The sequence below is a fragment of the Halobaculum sp. XH14 genome (assembly GCF_032116555.1).
In the GTDB taxonomy this organism is placed as follows: domain Archaea; phylum Halobacteriota; class Halobacteria; order Halobacteriales; family Haloferacaceae; genus Halorarum; species Halorarum halobium.
This window is the reverse complement of record NZ_CP134949.1, coordinates 3068543-3094079: the sequence shown is the minus strand read 5'-3', so window position 1 is coordinate 3094079 and position 25537 is coordinate 3068543. Positions and strand designations below refer to the sequence as shown.

Sequence of the window (25537 nt, the reverse complement as noted above, 5' to 3'; positions counted from 1 at the left end):
CAGGGGGCTCGGCCGACACCACCACGCATGAACGAACCCGACTCCGTCGCCGTCGTGGGCGGCGGCATCGTCGGCTCGGCCGCCGCGTACCGCCTCGCACGCGAGGGCGTCGAGACGACCCTGTTCGACCGCCGCGACGAGGGCAGAGCCACCGACGCCGGGGCGGGCATCGTCGCGCCGGCGACGAGCAGCCGAACCGACTCCGAGCCGTGGTTCGCCTTCGCCGTCGAGGCGGCCGCACACTACCCCGACCTCGTCGCCAGCCTTGAGGCCGACGGCGTCACCGATCACGGCTACGGCTCGTGTGACCTGCTCAGCGTCGCCGTCGACGAGGACGAGGTGGAGCCGTTCGAGACCGCCAGGCGACGGACCGAACGACGGGCCGAGGAGTACGGCACGCCCGCGCCCGACTCGTTCGAGGAGATCCCGATCGAGGACGCACGCGACCTGTTCCCGCCGCTCTCGGACGCCGAGCGCGCGATGGTGTACCGCGATCAGGCGAGGGTCGACGGCCGAACCTTCGCCGCCGCGCTCCGCGAGGCCGGCGAAACGCACGGCCTCTCGGTCGAGGCGGCGAACGTGACCGACGTCCGCACCGACGACGCGCCCGCCGAATCCGACCCCGCGGTCACCGGCGTCGTCGCCGACGGCGAGTTCCGCGAGTTCGACGCGGTGATCGTCGCCGGCGGCGCGTGGTCCGGCGCGTTCGCGGACGCGCTGGGCCTCGAGATTCCGGTCGAACCCCAGCGCGGCCAGATCGTTCATCTGGACGTCGACGCCCGAGGCGGCCACGGTACCGCCGCCGAGGTGGGCGCCGACACGGCCGACTGGCCCATCGTCAGCCCGTTCCGGCACAAGTACCTGGTCCCCTGGCCGGACGGCCGCGTCGCCGTCGGGGCGACCCGCGAGGACGACACCGGCTTCGCCCCGCGGGCCACGCTCGCCGGACTGCACGACGTCTACGGCGAGGCGCTCCGGGTTGCGGCGGGGCTCGCCGACGCGGAGCCGGTCGAGACCAGGGTCGGGCTCCGTCCCGTCTCGCGGGACGGGCTCCCGATCATCGGTCCGGTGCCCGACGTCGAGGGCGCGTACCTCGCGACCGGTCACGGCCCCACGGGGCTCACGCTCGGCCCGTACAGCGGGACGGTCGTCGCGGACCTGGCTCGGGGCGTCGAGCCCGGCACCGACCCGTCGGCGTTCGACCCGGCGCGGTTCCGGTAGCGACCACCGCAAACGGGCGTGCTCGCGTCCACGCTCGTGCCGCGCGCTTCCGGGTTCCGAACGGTTTTCCGACCCGACTCCGAGGCCCGCGGTATGGACCGAATTCAGGCGAGCGACTACCACGAGGTCGCCAAGCCGAGCGACCCCCGGGTCGCGCCGGACGGCGACCGGGTCGCCTTCGTGCGGACCGTCCCCGACGGGGACGACGAGTACGAGGCGACGGTGTACGTCGCGCCGACCGACGGCAGTGCGGAGCCGCGACGGCTCACCCTGGCCGAGGGGAGCGACGCCGAACCGCGGTTCTCCCCCTCGGGCGACCGCCTCGCGTTCACCTCCACGCGCGGCAAGGACGACGACACCCAGCAGCTCTGGGTGCTCCCGCTCGACGGCGGCGAGGCCGAGCGGGTGACCGACGTCGTGGGTGGCGTCTCGAGCATCGAGTGGAGCCCCGACGGGAGCCGGATCGCGTTCGTCCAGTCGGTCACCGCCGACGACCGCGAGGAGGGACGCGACTTCGCGGTCCCCGAGGAGTACGAAGCGGACGAGCCGGACCCGCGCGTCATCGACCGGACGGTGTTCCGCTCGGGACGGCAGTACTTCGACGGGAAGCGCTCGCACGTGTACGTGCTCGACGTCGATGCCGCCACGGACGGGTCGGACGGGGACGGGATCGAACGGTTCACCGACGGCGACGTGGACCACGCCGCGCCGACGTGGGGCAACGAGACGACGCTGTTCTACGCGGCGAAGGATCTGGGCGAGGATCCGGACGACAACTACCGGTTCAGCATCTACGCACACGATGCGGCCGCGGGAGGCGCCGGCGAAGCCGAACGGGTCCACGAGACGACCGGCTTCGGGATGGCGCTTTCCGCGAGCGGCGACCGCGTCGCCTGCCTGCACACCGATCCCGAGCAGGCGTCCATCAAGCCGACCGACCTGCACGTGTACGACCGCTCGACGGACGAGGCCGTGGACGTCACCGCCGGCATCGATCGAGGGCTCGGCTACGAGGCCGCCCCGCAGTGGGGCCCCGACGGGGAGCGGGTGTACTTCTCGACGCCCGACGAGGGCGCGACGGCGCTCTGGTCGGCCCCAGGCGACGCGAGCGAACCGCCCGAACGCGAGTACCGCGGCGGCTCGGTCAACGGCGCACACGTCGGCGAGGGCGTGGTGGCCATCACGAAGTCCGAGTGGGACCACCCCGGGGACCTGTTCGTCCTCGTCCCCGGGCGGGACGGAGGCGGTACGGCCGCCGGAGCCGACGGATCCGAGGAGCGCCGGCTCTCCAGCCTGAACGCCGACTATCTCGACGACGTCGCGGTGCCCGAACCCGAACCCATCGAGTTCGAGTCCGAGCAGGGCCCCGTCGAGGGGTGGGTGCTCACCCCGCCGGAGTTCAGCGAGGCGCGAAGCGCCTCGGAGGAGCGGACAGAGTCCGCGAAACCGGACGAGACGTATCCGATGGTCGCGGAGGTCCACGGCGGGCCCCACGCGATGTGGACGACGTCGGGGACGATGTGGCACGAGTTCCAGACGCTGGCCGCGCGCGGCTACGTCGTCTTCTGGTCGAACCCCCGCGGCTCGACCGGCTTCGGCGAGGAGTACATGAGCGCCATCGAGCGCGACTGGGGGAACGTCACGCTGACCGACGTCATGGCCGGCGTCGAGGCGGTGGCCGGACGCGACTACGTCGACGAGGACAGCGTCTTCCTCACGGGCGGCTCCTTCGGCGGCTACATGACCTCCTGGACGGTCGGGCGGACGGACTACTTCCGCGCGGCCGTCTCCCAGCGCGGCGTCTACGACTTCACCGGGTTCTACGGCTCGACCGACGGCGCGTACAAGCTGGTCGAGGGCGACTACGACACGACGCCCTGGGAGGAGCCCGAGTTCCTCTGGGAGCAGTCGCCGGTCGCACACGCCCACGAGGTGGACACGCCGACGCTCGTGCTCCACTCCGATCAGGACTTCCGGACGCCCGCGAACACGGCTGACCTGTTCCACCGCATCCTCCGCAAGCAGGGGACGGAGACGCGGCTGGTCAGGTACCCGCGCGAGGGCCACGAGCTGTCGCGGTCGGGCGAACCGGCCCACGTCGTCGACCGGATCGAGCGCATCGCGCGCTGGTTCGACGGCTACTCGGAGCACCACGACGCCGAGCGGGCGCTGGACCGTCCCGAGGACGACGGACTCAGCGCCGGGGAGGAGTCAGGTGACGGGGACGAGTCGGCCGACGACGCGACGGAGTAGGCTGGCGTCGTCCGCGGGGAATCCACGACGCGGGAGCGGCCGGAGGCCGCCGTTCCCGTGTCGTTTCAGTCGACGATGATGTCGCCGTCCTCGTCGACGCTGACCGGCGATCCGGCGGTCATCTCCGCCTCGTAGCGCTCGATCCAGTCGGCGAAACAGGACGGGCAGAGCCGCTGCTCGTCGACGGTCGAGCGGTCGACCGAGAGCCGGACGTTCCGGGCGAGCGGGTCGCCGACCTGGTCGCCACAGGCGTCACAGGAGTCGCTCATGTCCGGGCGTGGGGAAGGGAGGGATATAGTCGTTGCCTCCGGGTGGGGCTGACGGGCGGTCCGAATCGTGTTCCGGTGGGCGGTTCGGCCGGTTCTCGACGGGGTGGACCGCGCAACCGCGAGCCCCGCCGAGCTGGTGGTCAACTCACGGGCGATCTGGTCCCGTTTTCGTTGAAAAGGCTACCTGCGGGGGTTCTCACCCGAACGAAACCACCGGACGCGAAACGATCCACAGCGAAAGCACGGTGTAGCCGACCATCAGGAGCAACAGCGGCGCGTGCCCGCGGCGCGCCCCCTCGCCGTACCGCCGAACTGCGACGCCGTGGGCGGCCACGACGGCGACGACGTGACCGACCACGACCAGCACCGCCTGGGAGGCCCAGAACGCCTCGATCGGCAGCCAAGCTAGCGGTTCGAGCGGACCGACCTGGACGCCGAGCGCGCGGAGCGCGAGCGCCACGAGTCGGCCCAGGCTCTCGAAGACGTACGGGTAGTTGTGCGCCACCTCGTAGGCGGCCGCGATGGGAACGACCGTCGGTGCGAACGCGAGCGCCGCCCCGCGCCACGAGCCAGTCCCCCCGGCGGCCACGCCGCCGTCCGTCGTCTCCCGGCCGGTCCGCGACTCCGCGCCGCCACCCGGTGCCGCCTCGCGGCCGACCCGTTCGACGAGCCAGGCCACCCCGCCGAAGACGAGGAGGAACCCGACCAGCCCGGCACCGTACAGCAGCACGCTTGCGACCGGGCCGATGTCGAACGCCCGGCGCGTCCCGAACAGCAGCGTCTGGAACTCCGGCGTGTTGGTGAACCCGTCGAAGCTCACCGTGTAGACCGCGGCGACGACGAACGCGACGAGCGAGCCGTCGGCGACCGGACGGACACAGCCGGTCCAAGGGTAGCGCGCCGCGAGCGTCACGTCGCCGTCGACCCCGTCACCCTCCCGGTCGCCGTCCAGGTCGACCACCGCGACCCTGCCGAGCAGTCCGTAGAACACCGCCAGCAGGTCGGCCCGGCGGAACCAGGTCGGCCCGAAACAGACCCCGCCGAGCAGCATGACCGCGGCGTAGCCCGCGACGAGACCCGCAGTCGCGCGCGGCGACTGCGGCACGAGCGTCAGCGTCGCCAGCACGCCGACCCCGCCGACGAACCCGACCGTCGCCGGCCAGCGCGCGAGTCGCTTCGGGTACTCCCCGAGCACCGCGATGTCGTCTCCTTCGAGGCGACGGAGCCAGTCGTACGCCGTCCGCCACGGCGACAGCGTCGGCCACGACGACCCGACGAGGACCGAGAGCAGCGCCAGCCCGCGCAGCCAGACCGGCCAGACGAACACGGTGACAGCGTTCTCGGCGGCGACGCTGGGGCCGAACAGCCCGTCCAGCACGGCGAGCGTGACGGCGAGGAGGAACCCGACGCGCGCGACGGACCGTGCGAGGGCGACCGGCCGGGCCGGGAGCGAAATCCGGGGCGGCTCCGTCACGGTCGGCACGCCGCCAGTTCGTCCGAGCAACGCGGCCGTCGCCAGCACCGTGGCGGCCGCGCCGGCCAGCAGCAGCGGGAAGGGGATCGGCGCGTCGAACCGGGACGTGCTCAGGTCGTGGGCCCTCGCCCGTCCGAGCACGACCTGGAGGCTCAGGAGGACTCCCAGCAGGGTCGCGGTCGGCCGCCGTCCGGGGCGCATCGTCCCGACGTACGGCGGCGACGCGAAAAGCCCCGGTGGTTCGCCCGTCGAACGGCGCGCCGCGGTGACACGGCTTATCCGTGCTCCCCCGAAGGTCCGGGCATGCGCCCGCGAACCGTCGTCACGCTCGTCGTCGTCCTCGGCCTCCTCTCGGCCGGCGTCGGCGCGGTGCTGCTCCAGGACGGCGGGCTCACCCTCTCGGAACGCTGGGTGAGCGACACGGGCACCGACATCCGGGCGAACCACCACCCGGTCGCGGCCGGCAGCGTCGCCGGCGAGGGCGTGGTGTACGCGCCGATCAGCGGCGCGGGCGGGACCGGTGAGTGTCGGCTCGCCGCGCTCCACGCCGGCAACGGCTCGCTCCGGTGGGAGCACGGGGTCCCCCCGGCGAACTGCACGCTCCACGCCGTCGCCGACCCCGCCATCGCGGACGCCGACGGCGACGGGACCGCGGAGGTGTACGCCGCCTCGACCACCGACGAACTGCTCGGCTTCCACGCACGGACGGGCGCGGTGGAGTTCCGCGAGACGCTCTCGGAGTACGGCTTCACGCGGCCCGTGGTCGCGGACGTTACCGGCGACGAGCGCCCGGAGATCGCGGTCGTCGACGTCACCGGAACGCTGTTCGTCTACGCGCCGGACGGGACGTTGCGCTGGGAGCGCGACCTCGACGGCATCACCAACGGCGCGCCGCAGGCGGGCGACTTCACCGGCGACGGGACGACCGAACTCGCGGTCGGCACGGGCGCGGACGAGGCGGTCCTGCTGGAGGGGAACGGGACGACGGTCTGGAGCCGGAACACCTGGGACGAGGCCGTCGGCTGGACGACGAGCGGACAGGTCGACGACGACCCCGCGCGCGAGTTCGTCGTGGCGACGACCGAGGGGACCGTCGGCGTCCTCGACGGACGGACGGGCGAGGTCCAGTGGCACGCGGACCTCGGGACGCTGGCGGCCGTCCACGCGTTCGGCGACGGCGACGACGACGGGGAGCCCGAACTGTACGCGGGCGCCGCTGACAACCGGCTCCGGGCGTTCGACGCGGCCTCCGGCGAGCAGGAGTGGGCGACGACGCTCACGACCGGCGACACGCAGATGATGCCCCCGCCGCTGCTGGGCGACGCCGACGGCGACGGCGATCCGGAGGTGGTCGCCGCGACGAACGACGGCCTCGTCTCGGTGGTCGACCCCGCGACGGGCGAGGTGCTGGCGACGTACGGCAGGGAACGGCCCATCTACACCCACCCGACGCTCGCGGACACGGACGGCGACGGTGCCGACGAACTGTACGTGATCTACGGCGACGGCCGGGTCGTCGCGCTCGACGCGACGCGGCCGGCGGGGTCGGCGTGATACGTCGCCCGCGGCTCGGTGCCACCGACTCGCAGCGCCGCGTCGGGACGCCGCGAGCGCGGGTCGACCTCCCGTCTGATAACCGGGGCGGTAGCAATAAGATTCTTCGCTGACGTGTAGGGACGATGGCACACAGTCCCCGGGTCCTCTACGTCGACGACGACGACGCGCTGCTCGACCTCGTCGTGACCAACGTGGCTCGCCGCGCCCCGGGGCTGGAGTTCGAGACGGCACGGTCGCCGGTCGAGATCGCCGAGGACCTCGGGCGGCTCGCCGACGTGCAGTGTCTCGTCACCGACTACGAGATGCCCGAACTGACCGGCATCGACCTGCTGGAGGCCGTCAGGGAAGAGTACCCCGAACTCCCCGTCATCCTCTACACGGCACAGGGGAGCGAGTCGGTGGCCAGCGACGCCATCTCGGCGAACGTCACCGACTACATCCGGAAGGGGAGCGGCGACGACCACTGGGACCTGCTCGCCAACCGGGTGCGAACGGCCGTCGACCACTACCGCGCGACCGAACGGGTCGCCGAGATCACCCGCCAGCAGCGACGCATCCTCGGGCGGATCACTGACGGCTTCATGGCGGTCGACTCCGACTGGCGGATCACGGAGGCGAACGAGCGCGCGCTGGACGGGTTCGAGGGGTCGCGCTCGGAGCTGATCGGGAGCAACTACCTCGAACTCGCGGCCGAGCAGGTGACCGACGCGAACCCGTTCCTCCCGGCCTACAGGGAGGCGATGGAGACCCAGGAGCCCACGACCGTGGTCGGGAAGTCCGAGACCCAGTCGGAGACGTGGCTCGAGGTCCGGGCCTACCCGTCCGCGGACGGCCTCTCGATGTTCGGCCGCGAGATCACCGAACGCAAGCGACACGAGCGGCGGCTCCGGACGCTCCACGAGGCGACGACCGCGCTGGAGCCCTGCGAGACGCGCGAGGAGGTGTACGAGACGGCCGTCGAGATGGCGACGGAGGTGCTCGCGTTCGACATGTGCGTGTTCTCGGTCGAACGCGACGGCCTCCTCGTCCCCGCCGAGGTCTCCGAGGACGTCCCGTCCGAGGGCGTGGGCGAGATGCCCGTCGAGGAGGGGCTCTCCGGGAAGACGTACCGGACGGGCGAGGGGTTCCGCGTCGAGGACGTTGGCGAGCGCGACGACGTGCGTCCGCTGGGGGAGTATCGCTCGGCGCTCAGCCTCCCGATCGGCGAGGTCGGCGTGTTCCAGGCCGTCTCCGACGAGCTGGAGTCGTTCGACGAGACGGACTACGAGCTCGCGCGACTGCTCGTGGGCCACGTCGTCTCCGCGCTGAACCGCGTCCGGCGCGAGGAACAGCTCCGCCAGCAGAACGACCTGCTCGACGAGTTCGCCAGCATGGTCTCACACGACCTGAAGAACGGGCTGATGGTCGCGGACGGCCGCCTCGAGCTCGCGTCCGACACGGCCGACGGGGGGACCGAGACACAGGTCGAGGAGGCGCGAAACGCGCTCTCGCGGCTCGAAGCGACCGTCGAGGATATGCTCGAATACGCGAGACAGGGGAAACCGGTCACGGACACGGAGTTCGTCTCGCTCGGACCCCACGTCGCCGACAGCTGGCAGGTCGTCGCCGAGGACGACGCCGGCCTCACCGGCGAGACCGACCTCCGGTTCGAGGCGGACCCCGACCGGCTCAGGCAGCTGTTCGAGAACCTGTTTCGCAACGCGGTCGAACACGCCGGCCCGGCGGTGCAGGTGACCGTGGGAACGCTCCCGGACGAGTCGGGCTTTTTCGTCGCCGACGACGGCCCCGGCATCGACGAGGACGAGCCGGAGCTCGTGTTCACGCGCGGCTACACGAACTCCGCGACGGGGACGGGCTACGGGCTGAGCATCGTCCGCGAGATCGCCGACGCGCACGGCTGGACGGTGTCGGTGACCGAGTCGGAGGCGGGCGGCGTGCGGTTCGAGATCTCCGGCGTCGTCTCGTTTTGAGACGCGGTCCCGCGAGGGTCCGTCCGAACCCGGGAGTCCGACGGCCACGTGACGCCGGAGGCATCGTGGCCAGAGACGACCGACCGCGATGCCGGCGGGTGCTGGCTCGATGCAGCGAACGCAGGCGGCGATTCCACGACCACGTATAAACGTTCGGACGCCTTGGCCGACGGACAGCCGTCGGTCCCGCTATAAGTGATGGCGTGCAGTAGGTTCGGGCGTGAACCACGACCCAACGAGGCGGCGCTTGCTCGCCGGCGGTGCCGCCGCTGCCCTCACCTCGCTGGCCGGCTGTACCGGCCTCACGCCGTTCGTCGGCACGCGGGAGGAAGAGACCAGAACCGTCGCGCTCGAGGACGCCGAGTCGCTGGCCGTCGTCGGGCAGGTCGGCGACGTGACGCTCCGCGCGGCCGACCGCTCGGACGTCCGCGTTCACACGGTCAAGCAGTCCAGTTCCGTGACCGCCGACGTCTCGAAGCTCTCGCTCGCCGTCGAGCGCGCCGACGGCCGCCTCGTCCTCCGGACGGAGTGGTCCGGCGGCGGCGACCTGTTCGGCGGCCGTCCCTCGATGTCGCTGGACGTCCGGGTGCCGCGCTCGCTCGCGGTCGCCCGCGCGGCGACGAACGTCGGCGACCTCCGGGTGACGGACGCCGCCGGCGACCTCGACGCGACCACGGACGTCGGTGACGTGACCATCGACGGCGTCTCGGGCACCGTCACCGGCGAGAGCAGCACCGGCGACGTCGAGATCAGATCGCCAGACGTGCTCGGCGACGTCCGAACGGAGACGGGCGATCTGACCGTCGACGCGCCCGCGCTCGCCGGCGACACGCGGATCGAATCCGAGACCGGCGACGTCGACCTCGCGGTCGCGGACTCGGTCGGCGCGGAACTCAGCGTGCGGACGGAGACGGGCGACGTGTCGGTCTCGGGGCTCGAGCTCTCGGATTCGACCCGGGCCGAACACGTCGTCACCGGGACGCTCGGCGACGGCGGCCCGTCGCTCACCGTCCGGACGGAGACGGGCGACGTCTCCGTGACGGCGATGCGGTGAGACCGCCCACCGTCCGGCGGTCGCTCCCCTCGTTTTCCGGTACTGGAACCCGCTACCCCCGTTTGACTGCCACCGGGACGGGCGTTTCCGCGGTGGGGTGACCGTCGCCGTCCCTCGGCCGGCACAGGGCCGCTAGAACGAGCCGAGCCGCGGGACGACGATCAGCAGGACGAAGTTGCTCAGGAAGTGCATGACGACGACGGGTCCGAGGCGGCGACACCGCAGGTACAGGAGGGTGAGGACGATCGTGATCCCGCCGATCGTGACGAGGTGACCGACGCCCCAGGCGGGCACGTGGAGGAGCATGAACGCGACGACGGAGACGGCGGCCGCGAGTCGGGCGCTCCCCGTGAGTTCCGCGAGCCGTTCGATCGGGTAGGCCCGAAAGAGCAGTTCCTCCGTCACGGCGGCGGTGATCACGACGAGGAGCACTGCCCAGAGGGGAAGCTGGACGAGCATGGAGAGGAACCCCTCGTTCGTCCCCAGTCCGAGCGCGTCCCGCAGCGGGATCGTGACGGGGAGGGTCGCCAGCCCGACCACGGCACCTCCGATGCCGAGCGGGAGGTCACTCCACCCGGGCCACGTGATCCCGACCGACGCGAGCGGCCGTCGTTCCACCCAGAGCACGAACCCGACGAGGGTGGTGGCTGCGATCCACTGGGGCGCGAACAGCAGTACGAGTCCGGCCTCGGAGGGCACAACGAACGAACCGAGGACGACGACGACGACGGTCTGACCGAGCAACGCCAGGGGAAGCCCGGCGAGGATCGACGGCCGGTCGCGGAGCACGGCCAGCGGCTTCCCGATCGACCGCGCGGACGGCTCGTCGCCGGCCGGCAGTTCCTGCCCGCCCTCCTCGGTCGGCCGTGGGTCGGTCACCGCCTGACCTCCGTGAGCACGTATCGGTCGAGCGCGTCGGCGATCCTCGGGATCTCACTCGGTTCCCCGACGACCCAGCGCTCCCCGACGCTGTCGTGTCCGGCCATCAACAGCCGGGCGACCTCGGCTGGGTCGACCGGCTCGAAGACGCCCGACCTGACGCCGTCGGCGATGGTCCGCTCGAACGCCTCGCGGATCAGCGCGTACATGTCCCGCAGCGCCGCCCGGATGGGTTCCGAGCCGGTGGCGGCCGCGGACAGTTCGACGAACCGGGTCGCCATCCCGCTCTCCTCGGCCCAGTCCTCGAACTCGCGGACGAACGTGTCCATCAGTCGCTCCAGCCGCCTCTCGGGGTCGTCCGGGAGCGCTTCGAGGCGTTCGATGTACAGGTCACGCTCCCGTTCCAGGAGCGCGGCGAGCAGCCCCTCGCGGGAGTCGAAGTGGTAGTGGATCAGCGACTGGCTCCCGTCGAACTCGGCGGCGACCCTGGCCATCGAGAGCCCGTCGTAGCCGTGTTCGACCAGCGCTCGCCGCGCCGCCTCCACGATCCTCGTCGCCGTGTCCGCGTCCGTGTCGCCCGTTCCCATGGCACACGGTCCGTCCGCCCGTCACAAAACGGTTTTGATTGATCGACCAATCAACTCCGTCGGGCGAGCGACTCGCTCCCCCGACCCGTGAGGTTCGTGGCGTTCAGGCGCGTTCGAACACGCCGTAGTGGTCGCCGAGCACCTCGACGGTCGTCTTGCACAGGCCGAGGAGGATCGGTCCGACGAACAGGCCGATCGCGCCGAGGAGGTACGTGCCGCCGGCGATGCCGAGGAACACGGTCGCCGAGTGGAGCCCCGACTCGCGGTCGATCAGGTACGCCCGCAGGTAGTCGTCGGTGACGGCCACCGAGGTGAACCCCCAGACGACGACGAACGCCGCTCCGAGCGGCTGTCCGTTCACGAACAGGTAGACGACGGCGCCGCCAAGCACCGGCGAGACGCCGACGATGGGGACGAGCGCGAGCACCATCATCGCCGCGGTGAGCGGGAGCGCGTACGGGACGCCGGTGACGAACAGGCTGATCCCCGCGACGAGCCCCTGGACGGCCGCGACGAGCACGTGGCCCTTGAGCACGGCCCACGTCAGGTCGTTCGCCGACGTGAACAGGTCCTCGCGGACGGCCGGTTCGAGCGGCGTCACCCGCCGCAGCCACGCGAGGAACGACTCGCCGTCCGTGAGGAGGAAGTAGAGGACGAACGTCAACAGTAGGAAGCCCAGGAACGCGTGGAGGCCGGCGCCGAGAAACGACGTGGTTCGCCGGCTCACGTACTCCTGCAGTCGCTCGGCCCCCTGACTCGCGAGCGACTGGACCGGCACTGCGACGCCGGTGTAGCGTTCGAGAACGCGCTGGAGCCGCCCCAGCACCTCCGCACGGGAAACCCCTTCCAGGAGAACGGTCCCCTCCGTCAGCACCGCGTTCACGCCGAGCGCCACGGGGACGAACAGGACGAGGAGGACCAGAACGACGAGGAGGCCGGCGGCGGGCCGCGACCCCACGCGCCCCTCGAGGCGGCGGTGGACGGGGCGGAGCACGAACGCGAGCAGGCCGGTCGCGAGGAGCCACGAGAGGAACGGCCGGACGAGGAGCCAGGCGATCGTCGCCAGCACGGCGACCAGCGCCCACGAGAACGCCGCTCGTGTGTCCATTCCCCCCGACGTTCGCGCCGGCGGGAGGAAGCAGTTGGGGTGGGTCGGCTCCGGGGCGTCACCCCGGCCTACGCCGGAGAGTCACCCGTGGCGAGCGAGTCGGCGCCGAGCAGCGCGTCGGCGACGTCGCCCGAAACGCGCGCGATGACGTTGGAGAGCCCGAGCGTCACGAACAGCGCGAGCAGGCCGACGGCGGCCGCGCCGGTCGCTCGCGGGAGCGTGTCGATGGGGTACCGGCCGAGCCGGTAGGTGATGGCGAGGTGATCGCCGTACGCCAGCGGGGCCGCCAGCAACCCGAGCGCGGTCGAGAGGCCGACGGTGAGCAGCATGAGTGCGACGAATCCGAGAAGGGCGCGCCAGCAGAGGTACGTCACGCTCGCCCACGTCTGCCGGCCGACGACCAGCCGCTTCAGCACGGTCACGGCGTCGCCGTCGGTGTCCGGGAACGTCGGCGAGAGCTGCCGTCCGAGCAGGCCGCTCGTGAGCGTGACGTCGCCCCAGGCGAGCGCGACGGCGATCGCCAGGGTCGCCACGAGCGCGACCGGGCCGAGCAGGGTGACGCTCAGCCCGAGCGTGAGCGAGACGCAGACCGAGAGGACCAGGAACGCCGCGAAGCCGATCGGGACGGCGAGGACGAGGTACGCGAGGTTGCGATACGTGCGCGGGTCGAAGGGGGCACCGAGGAACGAACCGAGTGCGTCCCGGAGGGTGGCTGTCGTCGTCATGCTGCACGCGGACCGACGGACGACACCACGGTATAGCCGCCCGACGGGTTGTCGTGTCGGCGACTCCGCGACAGAACTAAGTGGGACGACGGGCCGCTCCGGGCGGACGCCGCCGAAGGCAGGGTCGGTCAGACGCCGTCGAGCGAGTGGAGGACGGCGAGCAGCCCCGCGATGTTCGCACAGAGGACCGAGAGCAGCGTCTCCGCGTCCGAGAGCGCGGCGACCGGCCCGACGCCGTAGGTCAACAGGAACGGCGCGACGGCGAAACAGACGATGCCGAGCGCGAGGAATCCCATCGACTCGCTGTCGTTTCTGCGGTAGCCCCGGTACGCGATGGCGGCGACCACCGCGCCGACGAGCGCCGTCGCGGCCGCGGTCACGAACAGCACGCTCGCCGGGTCGAGGGGTGCCATCGCTTGCAGGACGCTCGCCAGGTCGGCGACGCTCCCCGGTTCGACGACGGTCGCCGGTGGGATGCCGACCGTGGGGTCACCGGCGGTCATGGATCACCCCCAGGACGACCAGCAGGCCGACAAGTTGGCTCGCCGTGGCGACGATGGAGCGGGTCGTCGGCGGGACGGCGGGCACGTTCGAGAGCGCGAGCCGAACCAGCAGCGGCACCGTCGTCACGAGCACGAGGCCGACCCCCAGCAGCAGCGTTCCGCGGCCGCCGCCGGTCCGGTAGCCGCGGTAGAGCCGCAGGGCGAGATACATCGAGAGCAGCGTCGCGACGAACAGCGCCGCGAAGACGAGCAGCACCACCGTCGGCGACCCGCCGGTCGTCGTCTGAAGCGGGAGCGGCGACGTGACCGTCGGTAGCGCCGTGATCGTCGGGAGCGATGGGAGGTGGTGCGTGGCTCTCATTTGAATCCCTCGTACAGTCGGGTGAAGCGGTCGGCGGCGTTCTCCTCGGGGTCGCGTTCGACGTCGACCTCGAAGCCGTCCTCGTCGAGCCGGACCCGGACCTCCCGGACGCTCGCGGCGTACACCTTGTAGTGGTGGCCGTCGGGGTCGAGCCGCTGGTGGTCCTCCAGCAGGTCGGCCGCCTGGAGCCGCTGGACGCGCCGGTACACGGTCGACGGATCCGCCTCGCAGGCGTCGCTCAGCGCGTCGACGGACTTTGGCTCCCGCCGGGTCTGCGTGAGGATGGTCCGGGCGTAATCGTCGCCCAGGAGGTCGACGACGCCGGTCACGTCCCCGTCATCGGCCATCGTGGCTCGTGTCCCGACCCGGGAGCAAAAGTCCCCCGACTGTCCGGCCCGTGCCGGCGACGGGGAGCCGTCCGACCGCCCCGCCCCGACCCGTCCCACGTGCCGTCGCGTTCGCGCCGCTCATCTCCCGTGGTGCTGGGGCGGCGGGGGACTCGATCCCCGCGGACGGCTTGCACGCTCGCCAGACCGACCCGAACGTTTATGCGCGAACCTCGGCGACGTTTCGGTGAGATGTCACGGACGCAACGGGCGAGCGTCGGCGGTCGACTCCGCTCGTTCTTCGCGGTGCCGTTCCGCCCGCAGACGTACCTGAACCTCCTCTATCTCTCGCTGGCGCTCCCGCTGGGCTTCCTCTATTTCACGTTCGTCTCCATCGGCGTCTCGCTCGGCGCGGCGCTGCTGTTCGTCGTGGTCGGCGCGCCGCTGCTCGCGGTCGTGCTGGCCGCCTCGCTCGGGCTCGCCGGGCTCGAACGCTGGCTGACGACCGCGCTGCTTGGCGTCGAACTCGAGGCGCCGACGCGGATCGAGGACGGCTCGTTCCCCGAACAGCTCGTCTCGCTGGCGACCGACCGCGGCACCTGGACCGCGCTGATCTACCTCCCGACGAAGCTCCTGTTCGGGCTGGCCTCCTTCACCGTCGTCATGTCGACGCTCACGACCGGCGTCAGCCTGCTGTTCGTCCCGCTGTACTACGACCAGCCCGGCGTGTACGTGGGGCTCGTCGCCGAACGCCCGGTCGAACTCCACCCGGCGCTGTACTTCGGCTGGAACCGGCTGCTGGTCGGGTTCGACGCGGTCGTGACCGTCGGCTCCTGGCAGGTGACGACGCTCGCGGAGGCGCTGTTCGTCGCGGGGCTCGGCGTGAGCCTCTGTCTCGTCGGGCTCCACGTGTTGAACGCGCTGGCCCGGCTGTCGGGCTGGTACGCCCGGCTGATGCTCGGCGACACGTTCGACGTGGTCGGTGCCGCGCGGCGCTCGTTCGTCGGCTGAGGCGCCCGTTCGTCGGCTGGGGCGGTCGGTCGTCCGTCGCCGCGATCACGACGTCGCCGCACCCTCGACTTTTTCACTGCGATCGGCGGTCTCACGCGGAGCGTTCACCGCCGGGCATCGTTCCACCGACCGGACCGACGACCGGCCGCCCGGAGTCCCGTTACCGTGCGGGACCGCCCCCGGAACCGACCGTTCGTGTGATTCTCGCCGTCACCTCGGGAGTGCGGGCCGCGGGTCCCGCACTCGGACCGATACAGTTTTGTATCTCGTGTAGTAACTCAGAATCTGAGTAACCATGACCATCGTCGTCACGGGTGCCGACGGCTACGTCGGCTGGCCCACGTCGCTCCGCATCGCCTCCCGAACTGACGAGCGCGTCGTGCTCGTCGACAACTTCGGCCGCCGCGGCTGGGTCGAGGAGGTCGGCTCCGTCTCGGCCACGCCGGTCGCGGACATCGAGACGCGGCTCGAGGCGGCCGAGGAGGCGCTCGGGCTCGCGAACCTCTCGTTCGTGGAGGGCGACCTGACCGACCGCGCGTTCGTGGACGAACTCCTCCAGGTCCACGAGCCCGACACCGTCGTCCACGCCGCCGCACAGCCCTCCGCGCCGTACTCGCAGATCAACGGCGAGCGGGCGAACTACACCCAGCACAACAACATGCAGGCGACCCGGAACCTCGTCTGGGGGCTCCACGAGAACGACCTCTCGGACACCCACTTCGTCGAGACGACGACGACCGGCGTCTACGGCGCACCCGAGTTCCCGATCCCCGAGGGCGGCGCGGCGATGGAGAACGACGGCGAGCGCGACGACGTCCCGTTCCCGGCGATGGCCGGCTCGTGGTACCACCTCACCAAGAGCCACGACGCGGCGAACCTGCGGCTCGCCCACACGCAGTTCGACATCCCGATCTCCGACGTGCGGACGGCCATCGTCTACGGTGCCGAGACCGACGAGACGGCCACCGACGACCGGCTCGCCACCCGCTTCGACTTCGACTACTACTTCGGCGTCGTCGCCCACCGCTTTGCCGCCCAGGCGGTCGCGGGCTACCCCATCACGGTGTACGGCAAGGGCGAGCAGCGCAAGCCGTTCATCGCGCTGGAGGACGCCGTCGAGGGGCTCGCCCGCCTCGCGCTCGGCGACCCGGACGACCGCCCCGACGACCACGTCGTCTACAACCAGGTGACCCGGCCCATCTCCATCGTCGAGATGGGCAACACGATCGCGGACGTGGCCGGCGAGTTCGATCTCGGCACGGAGGTCGAGCACTTCGAGAACCCGCGCGACGAGGACGAGACCCACCAGATGGAGATCGAGAACGAGCGCTACGCCGACCTCATCGGCGGCCAGTCGGTCACGTTCGAGGAGGGCATCCGCGGCGTGATCGAGACGCTCGTCGAGAACGCGGACGTCATCGAGTCCCACGAGGACCGCTTCCTGCCCGGCGTTCTCGAGGACCGGCTCGCCGACGACTAACCGCCCGTTAGCGGACGAATTACGAGTTGGGTCGCGCCCCTCGTCGTGAACGCGGCGGACGTCGCCGCGTGAAAGGGTCGCTCAGCCCGGTAGAGCATCCACCGTCGCGGTGGGTGGCCGAAGAGGCCTCGGCGGTTCGAATCCGCCCCCTTTCGTCCGCGCGTGGGTGGTGTAAGGGAAACACGCGGCCGTTCCACGGTCGAGCTGGATCGTTCGATTCGTCCCCCACGCATCGACTTCTCGCCGCGTTCGAATCACGCTCTCCCGCTCCGGTCGTCTGCTGACGGTCCCGGTCGAGGTGAACTCTAGACGGAGTTTCGATCGACTCCTCACGAACCCCACAGAGAGCCGGGAGAGACCTCAGAAAATCCCTTTTGGGAAGCCTCCCCTCCCCATCGGTGATGCGACGACCCACCCTCGCGGTCGGCACCCTGCTCGTGACGGCGACGGTCCTGCTCGCCGTCGGCGTGACGGGGGCGCTGGCCGCCACGAACGCGGCCGCTGCGACCGACCTGAACGGCTTCGCGGAGTCGACGAACGCACAGGAGAACGGGACCGAGACGGGGATGAACGACTCGATGACGGGGACGGAAGCCGGGATGGACGACGAGATGACCGACTCCGGTACCACGGACTCCGGAATGACCGACTCGGGGATGACCGGGACCGGAATGACCGACTCGGGGATGACCGGGACCGGCATGGACGGGGGGATGGCCGACTCGACGGACGAATCGACCGCGTTCGGGCCCGGGTTCGGCGTACCCGCGTTCCTCGCCGCGCTCGTGGTCGGGACGGTGGCGCTGGGGTACGCCCGGACGCGATGACCCCCGTTCGTGAGCGGTTCGGGTCGGTTTCGACCGAGGTGGGTTCCGCAGTCGTCGCCCTGAGCGCCGGAGTCGCGGGGCTCGTGGCCTCCTACGCCGCGGTCGGTATCACGCCGGCGTTCGTCGGCGCGCCCATCGCGAACGAGGTGGTGCGGCTCACGCCCGGGACCGTCGTCACGGTCGCCATCACGACTCTCGGCAGCCTGGGCAGCCAGTTGGCGTTCGCGGGCGGGCTGGCGACCGCGGCGTTCCTGCTCGCGCTCGTCGCCGGACTCGGACTGTGGCTCGGAGGACGCGTGGGCCACCGGGCCGGGCCGCCGGCCGTCGCGGGGCTGGGCGTCGCCCTGTTTGGGTTCGCGCTCGTCGACTCGCCGCGCTCTGCCGCCGCCGCGGGGGTCGGTGCCGCCGTCGTGGTCGCCGCTCCTGCCGTCCTCACCGCGGTACGGGGCGGACAGCGGGACGGAGACGATCGGAGCGCGGATGGGACACCGAACGCCGCGCGACGGTCCGTGCTCGCGAGCGTCGCCGCGGCACTCGGCGTCGGCCTGCTGGGCGCAGGCGGACGGTCAGTCGCGAGTACGCTCGGCGTGTCCACGTCGGCCGAAACCGATTCCATGGACTCCGCCGATGGCTCTGCGTCCTCGTCGTCGGACGAGGTTGCAGCGTTGCTCGCCGAAGCCGAGGAGAAGTCGCTCGACGTCGCCGGGCTGGAGCCGCTCGTGAGCGACTCCTTTTACACCGTCGACGTGGCGAACGTCGACCCGGACCTCTCCCGCGAGGACTGGTCGCTCCGCGTCCACGGCGCGGTCGGGTCGGAGACGGAGTTCACCTTCGCGGACGTCGACGCGATGGAACACGAGCACCGGTTCGTCTCGCTCCGCTGCGTCGGCGAGGGGCTGAACGGCAACAAACTCGACAACGCGCTCTGGACCGGCGTCTCGCTCGCCGACCTGGTCGAGCAGGCCGACCCTGAGGGCGAGTACGTGATGCTCCGGGCCGAGGACGGCTTCTTCGAGGAGTTCCCCATCGCGGCGCTGCGCGAGGGCGGGTTCCTCGCGGTCGGGATGAACGGCGGGCCGCTCCCGCGCGGCCACGGCGCGCCGGCGCGGGCGTTGATTCCGGGCCACTGGGGCGAGATCAACGTGAAGTGGCTCACGGAGGTCGAGGTGCTCGACGGCGAGGCCGAGGGGTACTGGGAGAAGCGCGGCTGGCACGGCACCGGACCGGTCAACACCGTCGCCAAGCTCTGGGTCCGCAACCGGCTCGCGGACGGCCGCGTCGAACTCGCGGGCGCGGCCTACGCCGGGACGCGCGGGATCGATCGCGTCGAGGTGTCGACCGACGGCGGCGGGACGTGGACCGAGGCGGACCTCTCGGAGCCGCTCCCGGGCGAGGACGTGTGGCGACAGTGGGCCCACCGGTACGACCCGCCCGACGGGAGCCACGAGGCCGTCGTCCGGGCCGTCGAGGCCGACGGGACCGTCCAGCCGCGGGAGGAGTCACGGGCGTTTCCCAGCGGGCCGAGCGGCTGGGTGTCGGCGACGGTCGACCCGTCGTCGCTGTGAGCGCCCGTGTTCCCAGCCAGTTTGCGGCCGCGGGTGGACGGGACGGGTCGCCCCCCTCGGAAGGCGAAGCGTTTTCCCATCAGTGGACGGGGAGGTAAGCGAGACGACGCGCGATGGAGAAGGCACTCTGGTACCTGCTGGCCGGCACGCGCGGGGGCACCAACCGGGCGGCGATCATCCGCCTGCTCGACGAGCGGCCGCACAACGCGAACCAGCTCACCGGGGAGCTCGACATCGACTACAACTCGGTTCGACACCACCTCGACATGCTGGAGGACCACGGCGTGATCGAGAGCGGGGACCAGCAGTACGGCAAACTGTACTTCCTCACCGACCGGTTCGAGCGCCACCGGGCGGAGTTCGAGGAGATCACGGAGCACGTCTGACATGGCAACGATGACACCCTATCTGACGGTCGCAAGCGCCCTCTCCGGGCTGAACGTCCTGCTGCTGGCCGCGCTCGTCGCGGTCTGGTGGCGGAACTACCGCGAGTTCCGGACGCCGCTGACGCTGGGGCTGTTGACGTTCGCCGCGGTCCTGCTCGTGGAGAACCTCGTCGCCATCGGCTTCTTCTTCAGTTCGAGCATGCTGTACGCCGCCACGCCCGCCTCGCAGATGACGGTGCTCGTGATGCGCGCGCTCCAGTTCGTCGCCCTGGCGGCGCTCACGTACGTGTCGATGCAGTAGCTCGGCGCTCCGGACCGTGCGGTTCCGCTCTCGAGGCCTTCCACGTCCTCAAACCGGGCCGTTTAGTGTTCTCCGCCCGTTCCGTGCCGCCATGCACGTCCTCGTCACCGGCGGCTGCGGCTACATCGGCAGCGCGCTCGTCCCGCTCCTCCGGGCCGACGACCGCGTCTCCCGCGTGACCGTCCTCGACGACCTCTCGATGTCGTCGCCGCGGAACCTGATGGGGAGCGGGCTCGGCGGCGACGACTCCGTGCGGTTCCGCCGCGGCGACATCACCGAGTACGGCGACGTCGAGTCCGCGATGCGGGGCGTCGACGCGGTGATCCACCTCGCTGCCATCACGGGTGCCGACTCGACTCACGACCGGCGCGAGGAGACGTTCCGCGTCAACCACGAGGCGACCGAGAACGTGTTCCTCGCGGCCGGCAAGCTCGACGTCTCGAACGTCGTGTTCGCCTCCTCGTGTAACATCTACGGCCGCGCGGCCGTCGAGGACATCGACGAGACGGTCGAGCCCGACCCGCTCAACCCTTACGCCGAGTCGAAGTACGAGGCCGAGTCCCTGCTCCGCGAGGCGAGCGAGCGGTACGGGTTCGCGGGCACGGCGCTCCGGATGAGCACGAACTACGGCTACTCGCCGGGCGTCCGCTTCAACCTCGTCGTGAACCACTTCGTCTTCCGGGCGCTCACCGGCCGGCCGCTCACGGTGTACGGCGACGGCTCCAACTGGCGGCCGTTCATCCACGTCACCGACGCGGCGAACGCCTACGCCGACGCCGCGCTCGACCCGGACGCCTGGGACGACCTCGTCTACAACGTCGGCGACAACGACGAGAACTACCGCATCGAGGAGATCGCCGAGGCGGTTCGGGCGGAACTCGACCGCGACCTGGACGTCACCTACCTCGAGGAGGAGCATCCGGGCCCCTCCTATCACGTCAACTTCGACCGGCTGGCGGACACGGGCTTCGAGCCGGAACACACGCTAACCGAGGGCATTCGCGACCTCGCCGACCGGTTCGACAGTGCGTGATACAATTTGGCTCCCGGCCCAGAAACGTTTTAAGTAATACCGGAAGTATTACTCCATATGAGCGAGGCGACCCGAATCACGGAGAAGGGACAGGCGACGATACCGAAATCGCTCCGTGAACGATACGGACTGGAGCCGGGCGATGAGGTGCTCTGGGTGGAAACCGAGAGCGGAATCCTCGTCAAGAAACGGACCAAGACCGATGCGCGTGGGATGCTCCTGCCGGACGATGCTTCCGAGTCCGAACGGGATGCGGTCGCGGCCGAACTGCGTGACAGTCTCCGTGAACGCCGCGAGCGTAACTACGACGAGGTGTAACGCGTGCGGGCCTACACCGCTGATGCGGTCGCGTTGCTGACGTACCTCGTCGACGCACTCCCTCGACGCGCCGACCGGTTGTTCGCCGAGGCCGAGGCGGGCGAAGCGATCATCCACGCACCGCCGACGACGGTCGCGGAAACACTCTACGCGGTCGCTCGTGACAAGACAGTCAGGGGAATCGACCTCGTCGGAACGCCGGAAGCGACACAGCAAGCGCTCCTCGCGAACGGCCCCGTCACGACGCCACCCGATACGGGCGAAGTGCTCAGGGAGTACGGACGGATCGCCGACTGCTTCGGGCTTCACGACGGACTCGTGATTGCGAGCCATCGGGCACATACCACGGAAGCGGTCATCACGACCGACGGCGCGTTCGAGGACGGGAACGTCGAGACCGTCTGGTGAACCACCACCAGTGCGGCCTTCGTCGATAGTGTTCTCTTTCACTCTCGACGAGGAAGCGGCGGCTATTTCCCGCCCCACGACGGGCGTACGACCATGACGACCGACGACTCCCGCACCGTCGCGGTCACTGGCGCGGCCGGCTTCATCGGCAGCCGCGTGGTGAAACTGCTCCGCGAGCAGCACCCCGACTGGACGGTCACCGCGCTCGACAACTTCTATCTCGGCGAGGTCCGCGAGATCGAGGACGTCACCGTCCGGCACGTCGACGTCCGCAACCGGCCCGAACTGGAGGAGACGCTCTCGGGCGCGGACGTGGTCTGTCACCTCGCGGCCGTCAGCGGCGTCGACGACTGCGAGGAGAACCCGGATCGGGCCTACGACGTGAACGTCACGGGGACGAACAACGTCGCCTGGTTCTGCCGGAAGACCGGCGCCGCGCTGGTGTTCCCGTTCAGCATGGCGGTGCTCGGTGATCCCGAGTCGTTCCCCATCTCGGCCGCGGACGGGCGGGACCCGATGAACTGGTACGGCCGGACGAAGGTGCTCTCCGAGCACGCCATCGAGGACTTCGCGGCCGGCGCGTTCCCGGCCCACCTCTACCTCAAGTCGAACCTGTACGGCGAACACGAGATCGGCGGCCGGCGCGTCTCGAAGGGGACGGTCATCAACTTCTTCGTGAGCCGCGCGCTCGCCGGCGAGCCGCTGACAGTGTACGAGCCGGGCACGCAGGCCCGCAACTACATCCACGTCAAGGACGTGGCCCGCGCGTACGTCCGGAGCGCCGAACGGCTGTTCGAGCAACTGGAGGCCGGCGAGACGGGCGTCGAGAAGTACGAGATCGCCTCCGAGGAGGACCCGGGCGTGATGGCCGTCGCGGAGCTGGTCCGGCGGCTGGCCGGCGAGGAGCTCGGGACGGAACCCGAGGTGAAACTGGTCGAGAACCCGCGGAGCGCCGAGACGCTGGTGGACTCGTTCGAGGTGGACATCTCCGAGGCGCGAGAGACGCTCGGGTGGGAGCCTGAGTACGGCGTGGAGGATTCGGTCCGCGAACTGTTGCGAGCGAAAGACGAGTAACTCACCTGTCCCCGACGACGGGACGTCACTACTCCAAGTGCGGATTTCGATAGCCTGGGCTTCCGTCGTGCTCGACTACCAATCCGGACGATTTCACAGGGCCGAATCCTCGAGCCACATCGAATGCTCTGCGACGTCCTGGGCTCGTCCGAAAGCGAGCCACGTGAGTTCGAACGCCCACACTTCCCCCGCTGGGACGTCGGTCACGTTGGTCCACTCGTCGCCAAGGACCACACCCTCTGCGTCGTAGAGTTTCGCCGTTGCTTCGATGTATGAGACGGGTTCCGTTCGCCGGTTCTCCACCCGCCCGGAGACTACCGCCTCGTCCTCCCCGACCTGAAGCTCGCTCTCAAGCAAACTGAGGCCGTCCGGATTCATGTCGGGAGGCTCGACGTTGTACTCTCCAGCCACCTCGTAGTCGTTCACCTCCTCTCCACTGCCCCCGAGGTAGTAGACGCGTGCGGCCCAGATCTCTCCTGGGCCCAGCGAGTTCAGGAACGCGGAGTCGTTCCCCATGTACTCCCCCGCGTCGTTGTACCAATCCGCGACGACCTCGAGGGTGCCGGAGTGGCCAGCGCCGACGTTTTCGACGGCGACGCTCACATAGACGTCCGTGCTGAACCTCGACTCGTCGACGACGAGTTCGCTTTCGCCGAGCTCGATTACTGGTTCACCGTCGGCCTCGCCCGTGGGAGACGCTTCCGTTCCACTTCCGTCGGCCGTCGACGTGCCGGTGGCCTGATCGGTTCCGGCCGTGGTGGCCGACTGTTGAAACATCGTCCGTCGGTCAGCAGTCGTCGTGCATCCGCTCAACCCGACGGCAAACAGGGCCGAGCCGAGGAGGTACTCGCGTCTTCGCATGCCACGTGCTAGCATCCCACAAACAAAGTAATCCGATTGCTACCGCGATTTGCCGTTCTCGGCACTCGAACCGGCTCCCGTAAGCCGCAGTTCGACTAGGGTAGGGGACCTGGACTGTCGGTTCCGGGCCACGTTCTTCCCCGTTTGGCGACAATCGCCGTCGGCTCCACGACGACTTGCCGAACGGGAGGTGGCGGGGTACGATTGTGTTACCCCTCGTACGGGTCCGACTCCAGCGTGTCGTACTCCCACGTCAGGTCGAAGTACCGCTCCAGTCCCGCGACGAAGGAGGCGTTCTCGGTCACGGCGGCCTGGCGCTTGTGCAGCGGGATGTCCTCCTCCTCGACGAGCAGCACCGCCTCCCCGGAGTCGTACTCCAGGCTCGGGTCCGCGACGGTGCCGCGCCACGGCAGGCGGGTCGCGCTGAAGCGGCTGGCGACGTCGGGGTACTCGGAACGCAGGTACTCGACCGTTCGCTCCTGGACGGCGGCGTTGTCCCCGGCGAGGAACTCGGGGTCGAGAAACAGCACGCGGAGCTCACAGCCGCGCTCGTAGGCGTCCGCGAACGCCGGCTCGATGGAGTCGAAGTACTCGAAGCTCTTGGTGAGCACGTGGACGCGCTCGTCGGCCCCGCCGTAGAGCGACCGGGTCTCCCGCTCGCTCGGCTCGCCGACGTCGACGACGTGGAACAGCTCCTCGGTCGGGGAGATGTCCTCGCTCGCCCGGTCGTACAGCGGGCCGAACGCCGCGAGGAACGACTCGCGGATCTCCTCGACGTCGCTCCGGTACGTCTCATAGGACTGCCGGCGGTTCTCGATCGCGCGGTCGAGGATGTCGTCGGGCGATTTCGGCTGGTACTGCTTGGGCCGTCCCGGAATAACCTTGACGTAGCCGGCGTCCGCGAGTTCGTCGAGCACGCCGTAGATCCGCGCCTTCGGGACGCCGGTGGCCTCCGAGAGGTCGGGGGCCGTCGTGCGTCCGAGTTCGATGAGCCGTTCGAGGGCGCGCTCCTCGTACTCGGTGAGTTCGAGCGTTTCGAGGAGGTCGCCGGGGTCGCGCTCGCCGTCCATGGGGTCGGCTGTGGGTGCCACGGGCTTAACGTCGGGTGGTGTGTGGGCGGGGAGAGACGAAGCGGGATATTGTCTCGGCGGTCGGTTCAGATCTCGTGACGCACGCTTCGAAAGTCCCCGCGGCTGTCGACTCGGTGCGGCCGTTGCGCTCCTCGGCCTTCGCGGGACTTGCTTCGCTCGACCCGCGTGTTCTCGTTCGCTCCTGCGTCGCTCACGCGAGCGAGCCTGCGAGCGAGGGTGAACTCACGGGATCGCAGGTCCCGGGTAGTGCCCGCCGGACGCGCGCGAGGGATGAGAGAGCGACGGCGAGCGAAGCGAGCCGAGTGAACGAATCGGCTGGGGAGGCGTGTGGCTGTGCGGGACGGTCGCGGTGCCGTGCAGTCAGGTGGGACTGAAAGGGGCCGCGGCGTTCACGGGCGCTTGCGCCCGTGAATTCGGGAGAGCGTGCTCTCCCGTACGTCGCCGAACCCCGACCCTGCAAGCACTGAAGCGCGACCGGAGGGAGCGCGAAGCGCGAAGCAGCGGTCGCGGGAGCCGACAGCCGCGGGGGATTTCGAGGTGGTCGCCGCGATACTCGAGACGAGACCGGACGCGACACACAAACCGAATTCAAACCCGACCGCGATTCCACCCGAAAAGATCACCACCGATACCCCGCACCGATAGATTCATGACACCCGGGCATGTGGTTACTCGCAAGATGAGTAACACCACGCCCCGGGCCGGCGAGAGCGACGACGACGCCGACGACGCACACCTCCAGGACGTCGAGGACGGTGCCGGCTGCACCGAGATCTGGGAGACGCTCAGCGAGCGGCGCGAGGCCGAGAACGCCGACGCCGCCGACGCCGAGTAGCCCGGCACCGGTCAGTTTCGATCCGGACTGAACAATTTACGTTCGCGCGTTACGCCTTAC

At 70.3% G+C, this 25537-nt stretch carries 27 protein-coding genes and 1 tRNA gene; 17 read left to right on the top strand and 11 right to left on the bottom strand.

Annotation, left to right across the window (positions count from 1 at the left end; translation table 11 throughout):
• Positions 1-27 precede the first annotated feature (27 nt).
• Both RJT50_RS15670 and RJT50_RS15665 read left to right on the top strand, forming a co-directional pair.
• Positions 28-1221, top strand: a complete 1194-nt coding sequence (locus RJT50_RS15670; protein ID WP_313692548.1) for an NAD(P)/FAD-dependent oxidoreductase — start codon at positions 28-30, stop codon at positions 1219-1221.
• Positions 1222-1314: 93 nt separating this feature from the next.
• Entirely contained in the window at positions 1315-3474 is a 2160-nt protein-coding gene (locus RJT50_RS15665; protein WP_313692547.1) for a S9 family peptidase, read from the top strand.
• Positions 3475-3539: 65 nt separating this feature from the next.
• Here the strand turns inward: RJT50_RS15665 and RJT50_RS15660 are convergent, their stop codons facing one another.
• Positions 3540-3743, bottom strand: a complete 204-nt coding sequence (locus RJT50_RS15660) for a DUF7569 family protein (RefSeq protein WP_313692546.1) — start codon at positions 3741-3743, stop codon at positions 3540-3542.
• A 196-nt stretch (positions 3744-3939) separates the two neighbouring features.
• Positions 3940-5418, bottom strand: a complete 1479-nt coding sequence (locus tag RJT50_RS15655) for a hypothetical protein (RefSeq protein ID WP_313692545.1) — start codon at positions 5416-5418, stop codon at positions 3940-3942.
• A 102-nt stretch (positions 5419-5520) separates the two neighbouring features.
• Here RJT50_RS15655 and RJT50_RS15650 point away from each other — a divergent pair, with 102 nt between their 5' ends.
• From RJT50_RS15650 to RJT50_RS15640, 3 genes are all read left to right on the top strand, one after another.
• The gene (locus tag RJT50_RS15650; RefSeq protein WP_313692544.1) at positions 5521-6771 is read left to right on the top strand and encodes an outer membrane protein assembly factor BamB family protein; all 1251 of its coding nucleotides are present in this window, start codon (positions 5521-5523) and stop codon (positions 6769-6771) included.
• A 125-nt stretch (positions 6772-6896) separates the two neighbouring features.
• A complete protein-coding gene (locus RJT50_RS15645) occupies positions 6897-8744 on the top strand; it encodes a hybrid sensor histidine kinase/response regulator (protein WP_313692543.1) in 1848 nt (615 codons plus the stop codon).
• Positions 8745-8964: 220 nt separating this feature from the next.
• A complete protein-coding gene (locus RJT50_RS15640; RefSeq protein ID WP_313692542.1) occupies positions 8965-9798 on the top strand; it encodes a DUF4097 family beta strand repeat-containing protein in 834 nt (277 codons plus the stop codon).
• A 132-nt stretch (positions 9799-9930) separates the two neighbouring features.
• Here RJT50_RS15640 and RJT50_RS15635 read toward each other — a convergent pair whose 3' ends face one another.
• The 7 genes from RJT50_RS15635 to RJT50_RS15605 all read right to left on the bottom strand — a co-directional run bounded on the left by RJT50_RS15635 (position 9931) and on the right by RJT50_RS15605 (position 14308).
• A complete protein-coding gene (locus tag RJT50_RS15635) occupies positions 9931-10677 on the bottom strand; it encodes a CPBP family intramembrane glutamic endopeptidase (protein WP_313692540.1) in 747 nt (248 codons plus the stop codon).
• Entirely contained in the window at positions 10674-11264 is a 591-nt protein-coding gene (locus RJT50_RS15630; RefSeq protein WP_313692538.1) for a TetR/AcrR family transcriptional regulator, read from the bottom strand. Before RJT50_RS15630 ends, RJT50_RS15635 begins: the two co-directional genes overlap by 4 nt.
• A 103-nt stretch (positions 11265-11367) precedes the next feature.
• Positions 11368-12372, bottom strand: a complete 1005-nt coding sequence (locus tag RJT50_RS15625) for an AI-2E family transporter (protein ID WP_313692537.1) — start codon at positions 12370-12372, stop codon at positions 11368-11370.
• A gap of 68 nt (positions 12373-12440) precedes the next feature.
• Positions 12441-13097, bottom strand: a complete 657-nt coding sequence (locus RJT50_RS15620; protein ID WP_313692536.1) for a sensor domain-containing protein — start codon at positions 13095-13097, stop codon at positions 12441-12443.
• A 128-nt stretch (positions 13098-13225) separates the two neighbouring features.
• On the bottom strand, positions 13226-13600 hold the full coding sequence (locus tag RJT50_RS15615; protein ID WP_313692535.1) for a DUF7521 family protein: 375 nt from the start codon (positions 13598-13600) through the stop codon (positions 13226-13228).
• Complete coding sequence (locus RJT50_RS15610; RefSeq protein WP_313692533.1) at positions 13587-13961, bottom strand: hypothetical protein; 375 nt, start codon at positions 13959-13961, stop codon at positions 13587-13589. Before RJT50_RS15610 ends, RJT50_RS15615 begins: the two co-directional genes overlap by 14 nt.
• Positions 13958-14308: a helix-turn-helix domain-containing protein gene (locus RJT50_RS15605; protein ID WP_313692531.1), complete on the bottom strand. Its 351-nt coding sequence runs from the start codon at positions 14306-14308 to the stop codon at positions 13958-13960. The genes RJT50_RS15610 and RJT50_RS15605 overlap by 4 nt, the downstream gene beginning before the upstream one ends.
• Before the next feature lie 231 nt (positions 14309-14539).
• On the opposite strand from RJT50_RS15605, the gene RJT50_RS15600 reads away from it, so the two are divergent.
• The 11 genes from RJT50_RS15600 (at position 14540) to RJT50_RS15550 (ending at position 22690) form a co-directional block, all read left to right on the top strand.
• Positions 14540-15298 (top strand): sensor domain-containing protein, encoded by a 759-nt coding sequence (locus RJT50_RS15600; RefSeq protein WP_313692529.1) that lies wholly within the window; start codon positions 14540-14542, stop codon positions 15296-15298.
• 295 nt (positions 15299-15593) lie between these two features.
• Positions 15594-16778 (top strand): NAD-dependent epimerase/dehydratase family protein, encoded by a 1185-nt coding sequence (locus RJT50_RS15595; RefSeq protein ID WP_313692527.1) that lies wholly within the window; start codon positions 15594-15596, stop codon positions 16776-16778.
• 70 nt (positions 16779-16848) lie between these two features.
• Positions 16849-16933 (top strand) — tRNA-Arg (locus tag RJT50_RS15590).
• A 246-nt stretch (positions 16934-17179) separates the two neighbouring features.
• Entirely contained in the window at positions 17180-17605 is a 426-nt protein-coding gene (locus RJT50_RS15585) for a hypothetical protein (protein WP_313692525.1), read from the top strand.
• A complete protein-coding gene (locus RJT50_RS15580; RefSeq protein ID WP_313692524.1) occupies positions 17602-19170 on the top strand; it encodes a molybdopterin-dependent oxidoreductase in 1569 nt (522 codons plus the stop codon). Before RJT50_RS15585 ends, RJT50_RS15580 begins: the two co-directional genes overlap by 4 nt.
• A gap of 113 nt (positions 19171-19283) precedes the next feature.
• Entirely contained in the window at positions 19284-19556 is a 273-nt protein-coding gene (locus RJT50_RS15575) for an ArsR/SmtB family transcription factor (protein WP_313692523.1), read from the top strand.
• A gap of 1 nt (position 19557) precedes the next feature.
• The gene (locus RJT50_RS15570; protein WP_425499689.1) at positions 19558-19857 is read left to right on the top strand and encodes a DUF8036 family membrane protein; all 300 of its coding nucleotides are present in this window, start codon (positions 19558-19560) and stop codon (positions 19855-19857) included.
• Between the two features lie 91 nt (positions 19858-19948).
• Positions 19949-20890, top strand: coding sequence for an NAD-dependent epimerase/dehydratase family protein (locus tag RJT50_RS15565; RefSeq protein WP_313692522.1), 942 nt, complete (start codon positions 19949-19951; stop codon positions 20888-20890).
• Between the two features lie 57 nt (positions 20891-20947).
• Positions 20948-21208 carry an AbrB/MazE/SpoVT family DNA-binding domain-containing protein gene (locus tag RJT50_RS15560; RefSeq protein WP_313692520.1) on the top strand — a complete coding sequence of 87 codons (261 nt, stop codon included), beginning with the start codon at positions 20948-20950 and terminating at the stop codon, positions 21206-21208.
• Between the two features lie 3 nt (positions 21209-21211).
• A complete protein-coding gene (locus RJT50_RS15555; RefSeq protein ID WP_313692519.1) occupies positions 21212-21616 on the top strand; it encodes a PIN domain-containing protein in 405 nt (134 codons plus the stop codon).
• A 93-nt stretch (positions 21617-21709) separates the two neighbouring features.
• Positions 21710-22690, top strand: a complete 981-nt coding sequence (locus RJT50_RS15550; protein ID WP_313692518.1) for an NAD-dependent epimerase/dehydratase family protein — start codon at positions 21710-21712, stop codon at positions 22688-22690.
• 93 nt (positions 22691-22783) lie between these two features.
• On the opposite strand, the gene RJT50_RS15545 is transcribed toward RJT50_RS15550, so the two are convergent.
• Positions 22784-23551, bottom strand: coding sequence for an FxLYD domain-containing protein (locus tag RJT50_RS15545; RefSeq protein WP_313692517.1), 768 nt, complete (start codon positions 23549-23551; stop codon positions 22784-22786).
• Positions 23552-23760: 209 nt separating this feature from the next.
• Positions 23761-24621 (bottom strand): TrmB family transcriptional regulator, encoded by an 861-nt coding sequence (locus RJT50_RS15540; protein ID WP_313692516.1) that lies wholly within the window; start codon positions 24619-24621, stop codon positions 23761-23763.
• A 700-nt stretch (positions 24622-25321) separates the two neighbouring features.
• Here RJT50_RS15540 and RJT50_RS15535 point away from each other — a divergent pair.
• Positions 25322-25477, top strand: coding sequence for a hypothetical protein (locus RJT50_RS15535; protein ID WP_313692515.1), 156 nt, complete (start codon positions 25322-25324; stop codon positions 25475-25477).
• Positions 25478-25537 lie beyond the last annotated feature (60 nt).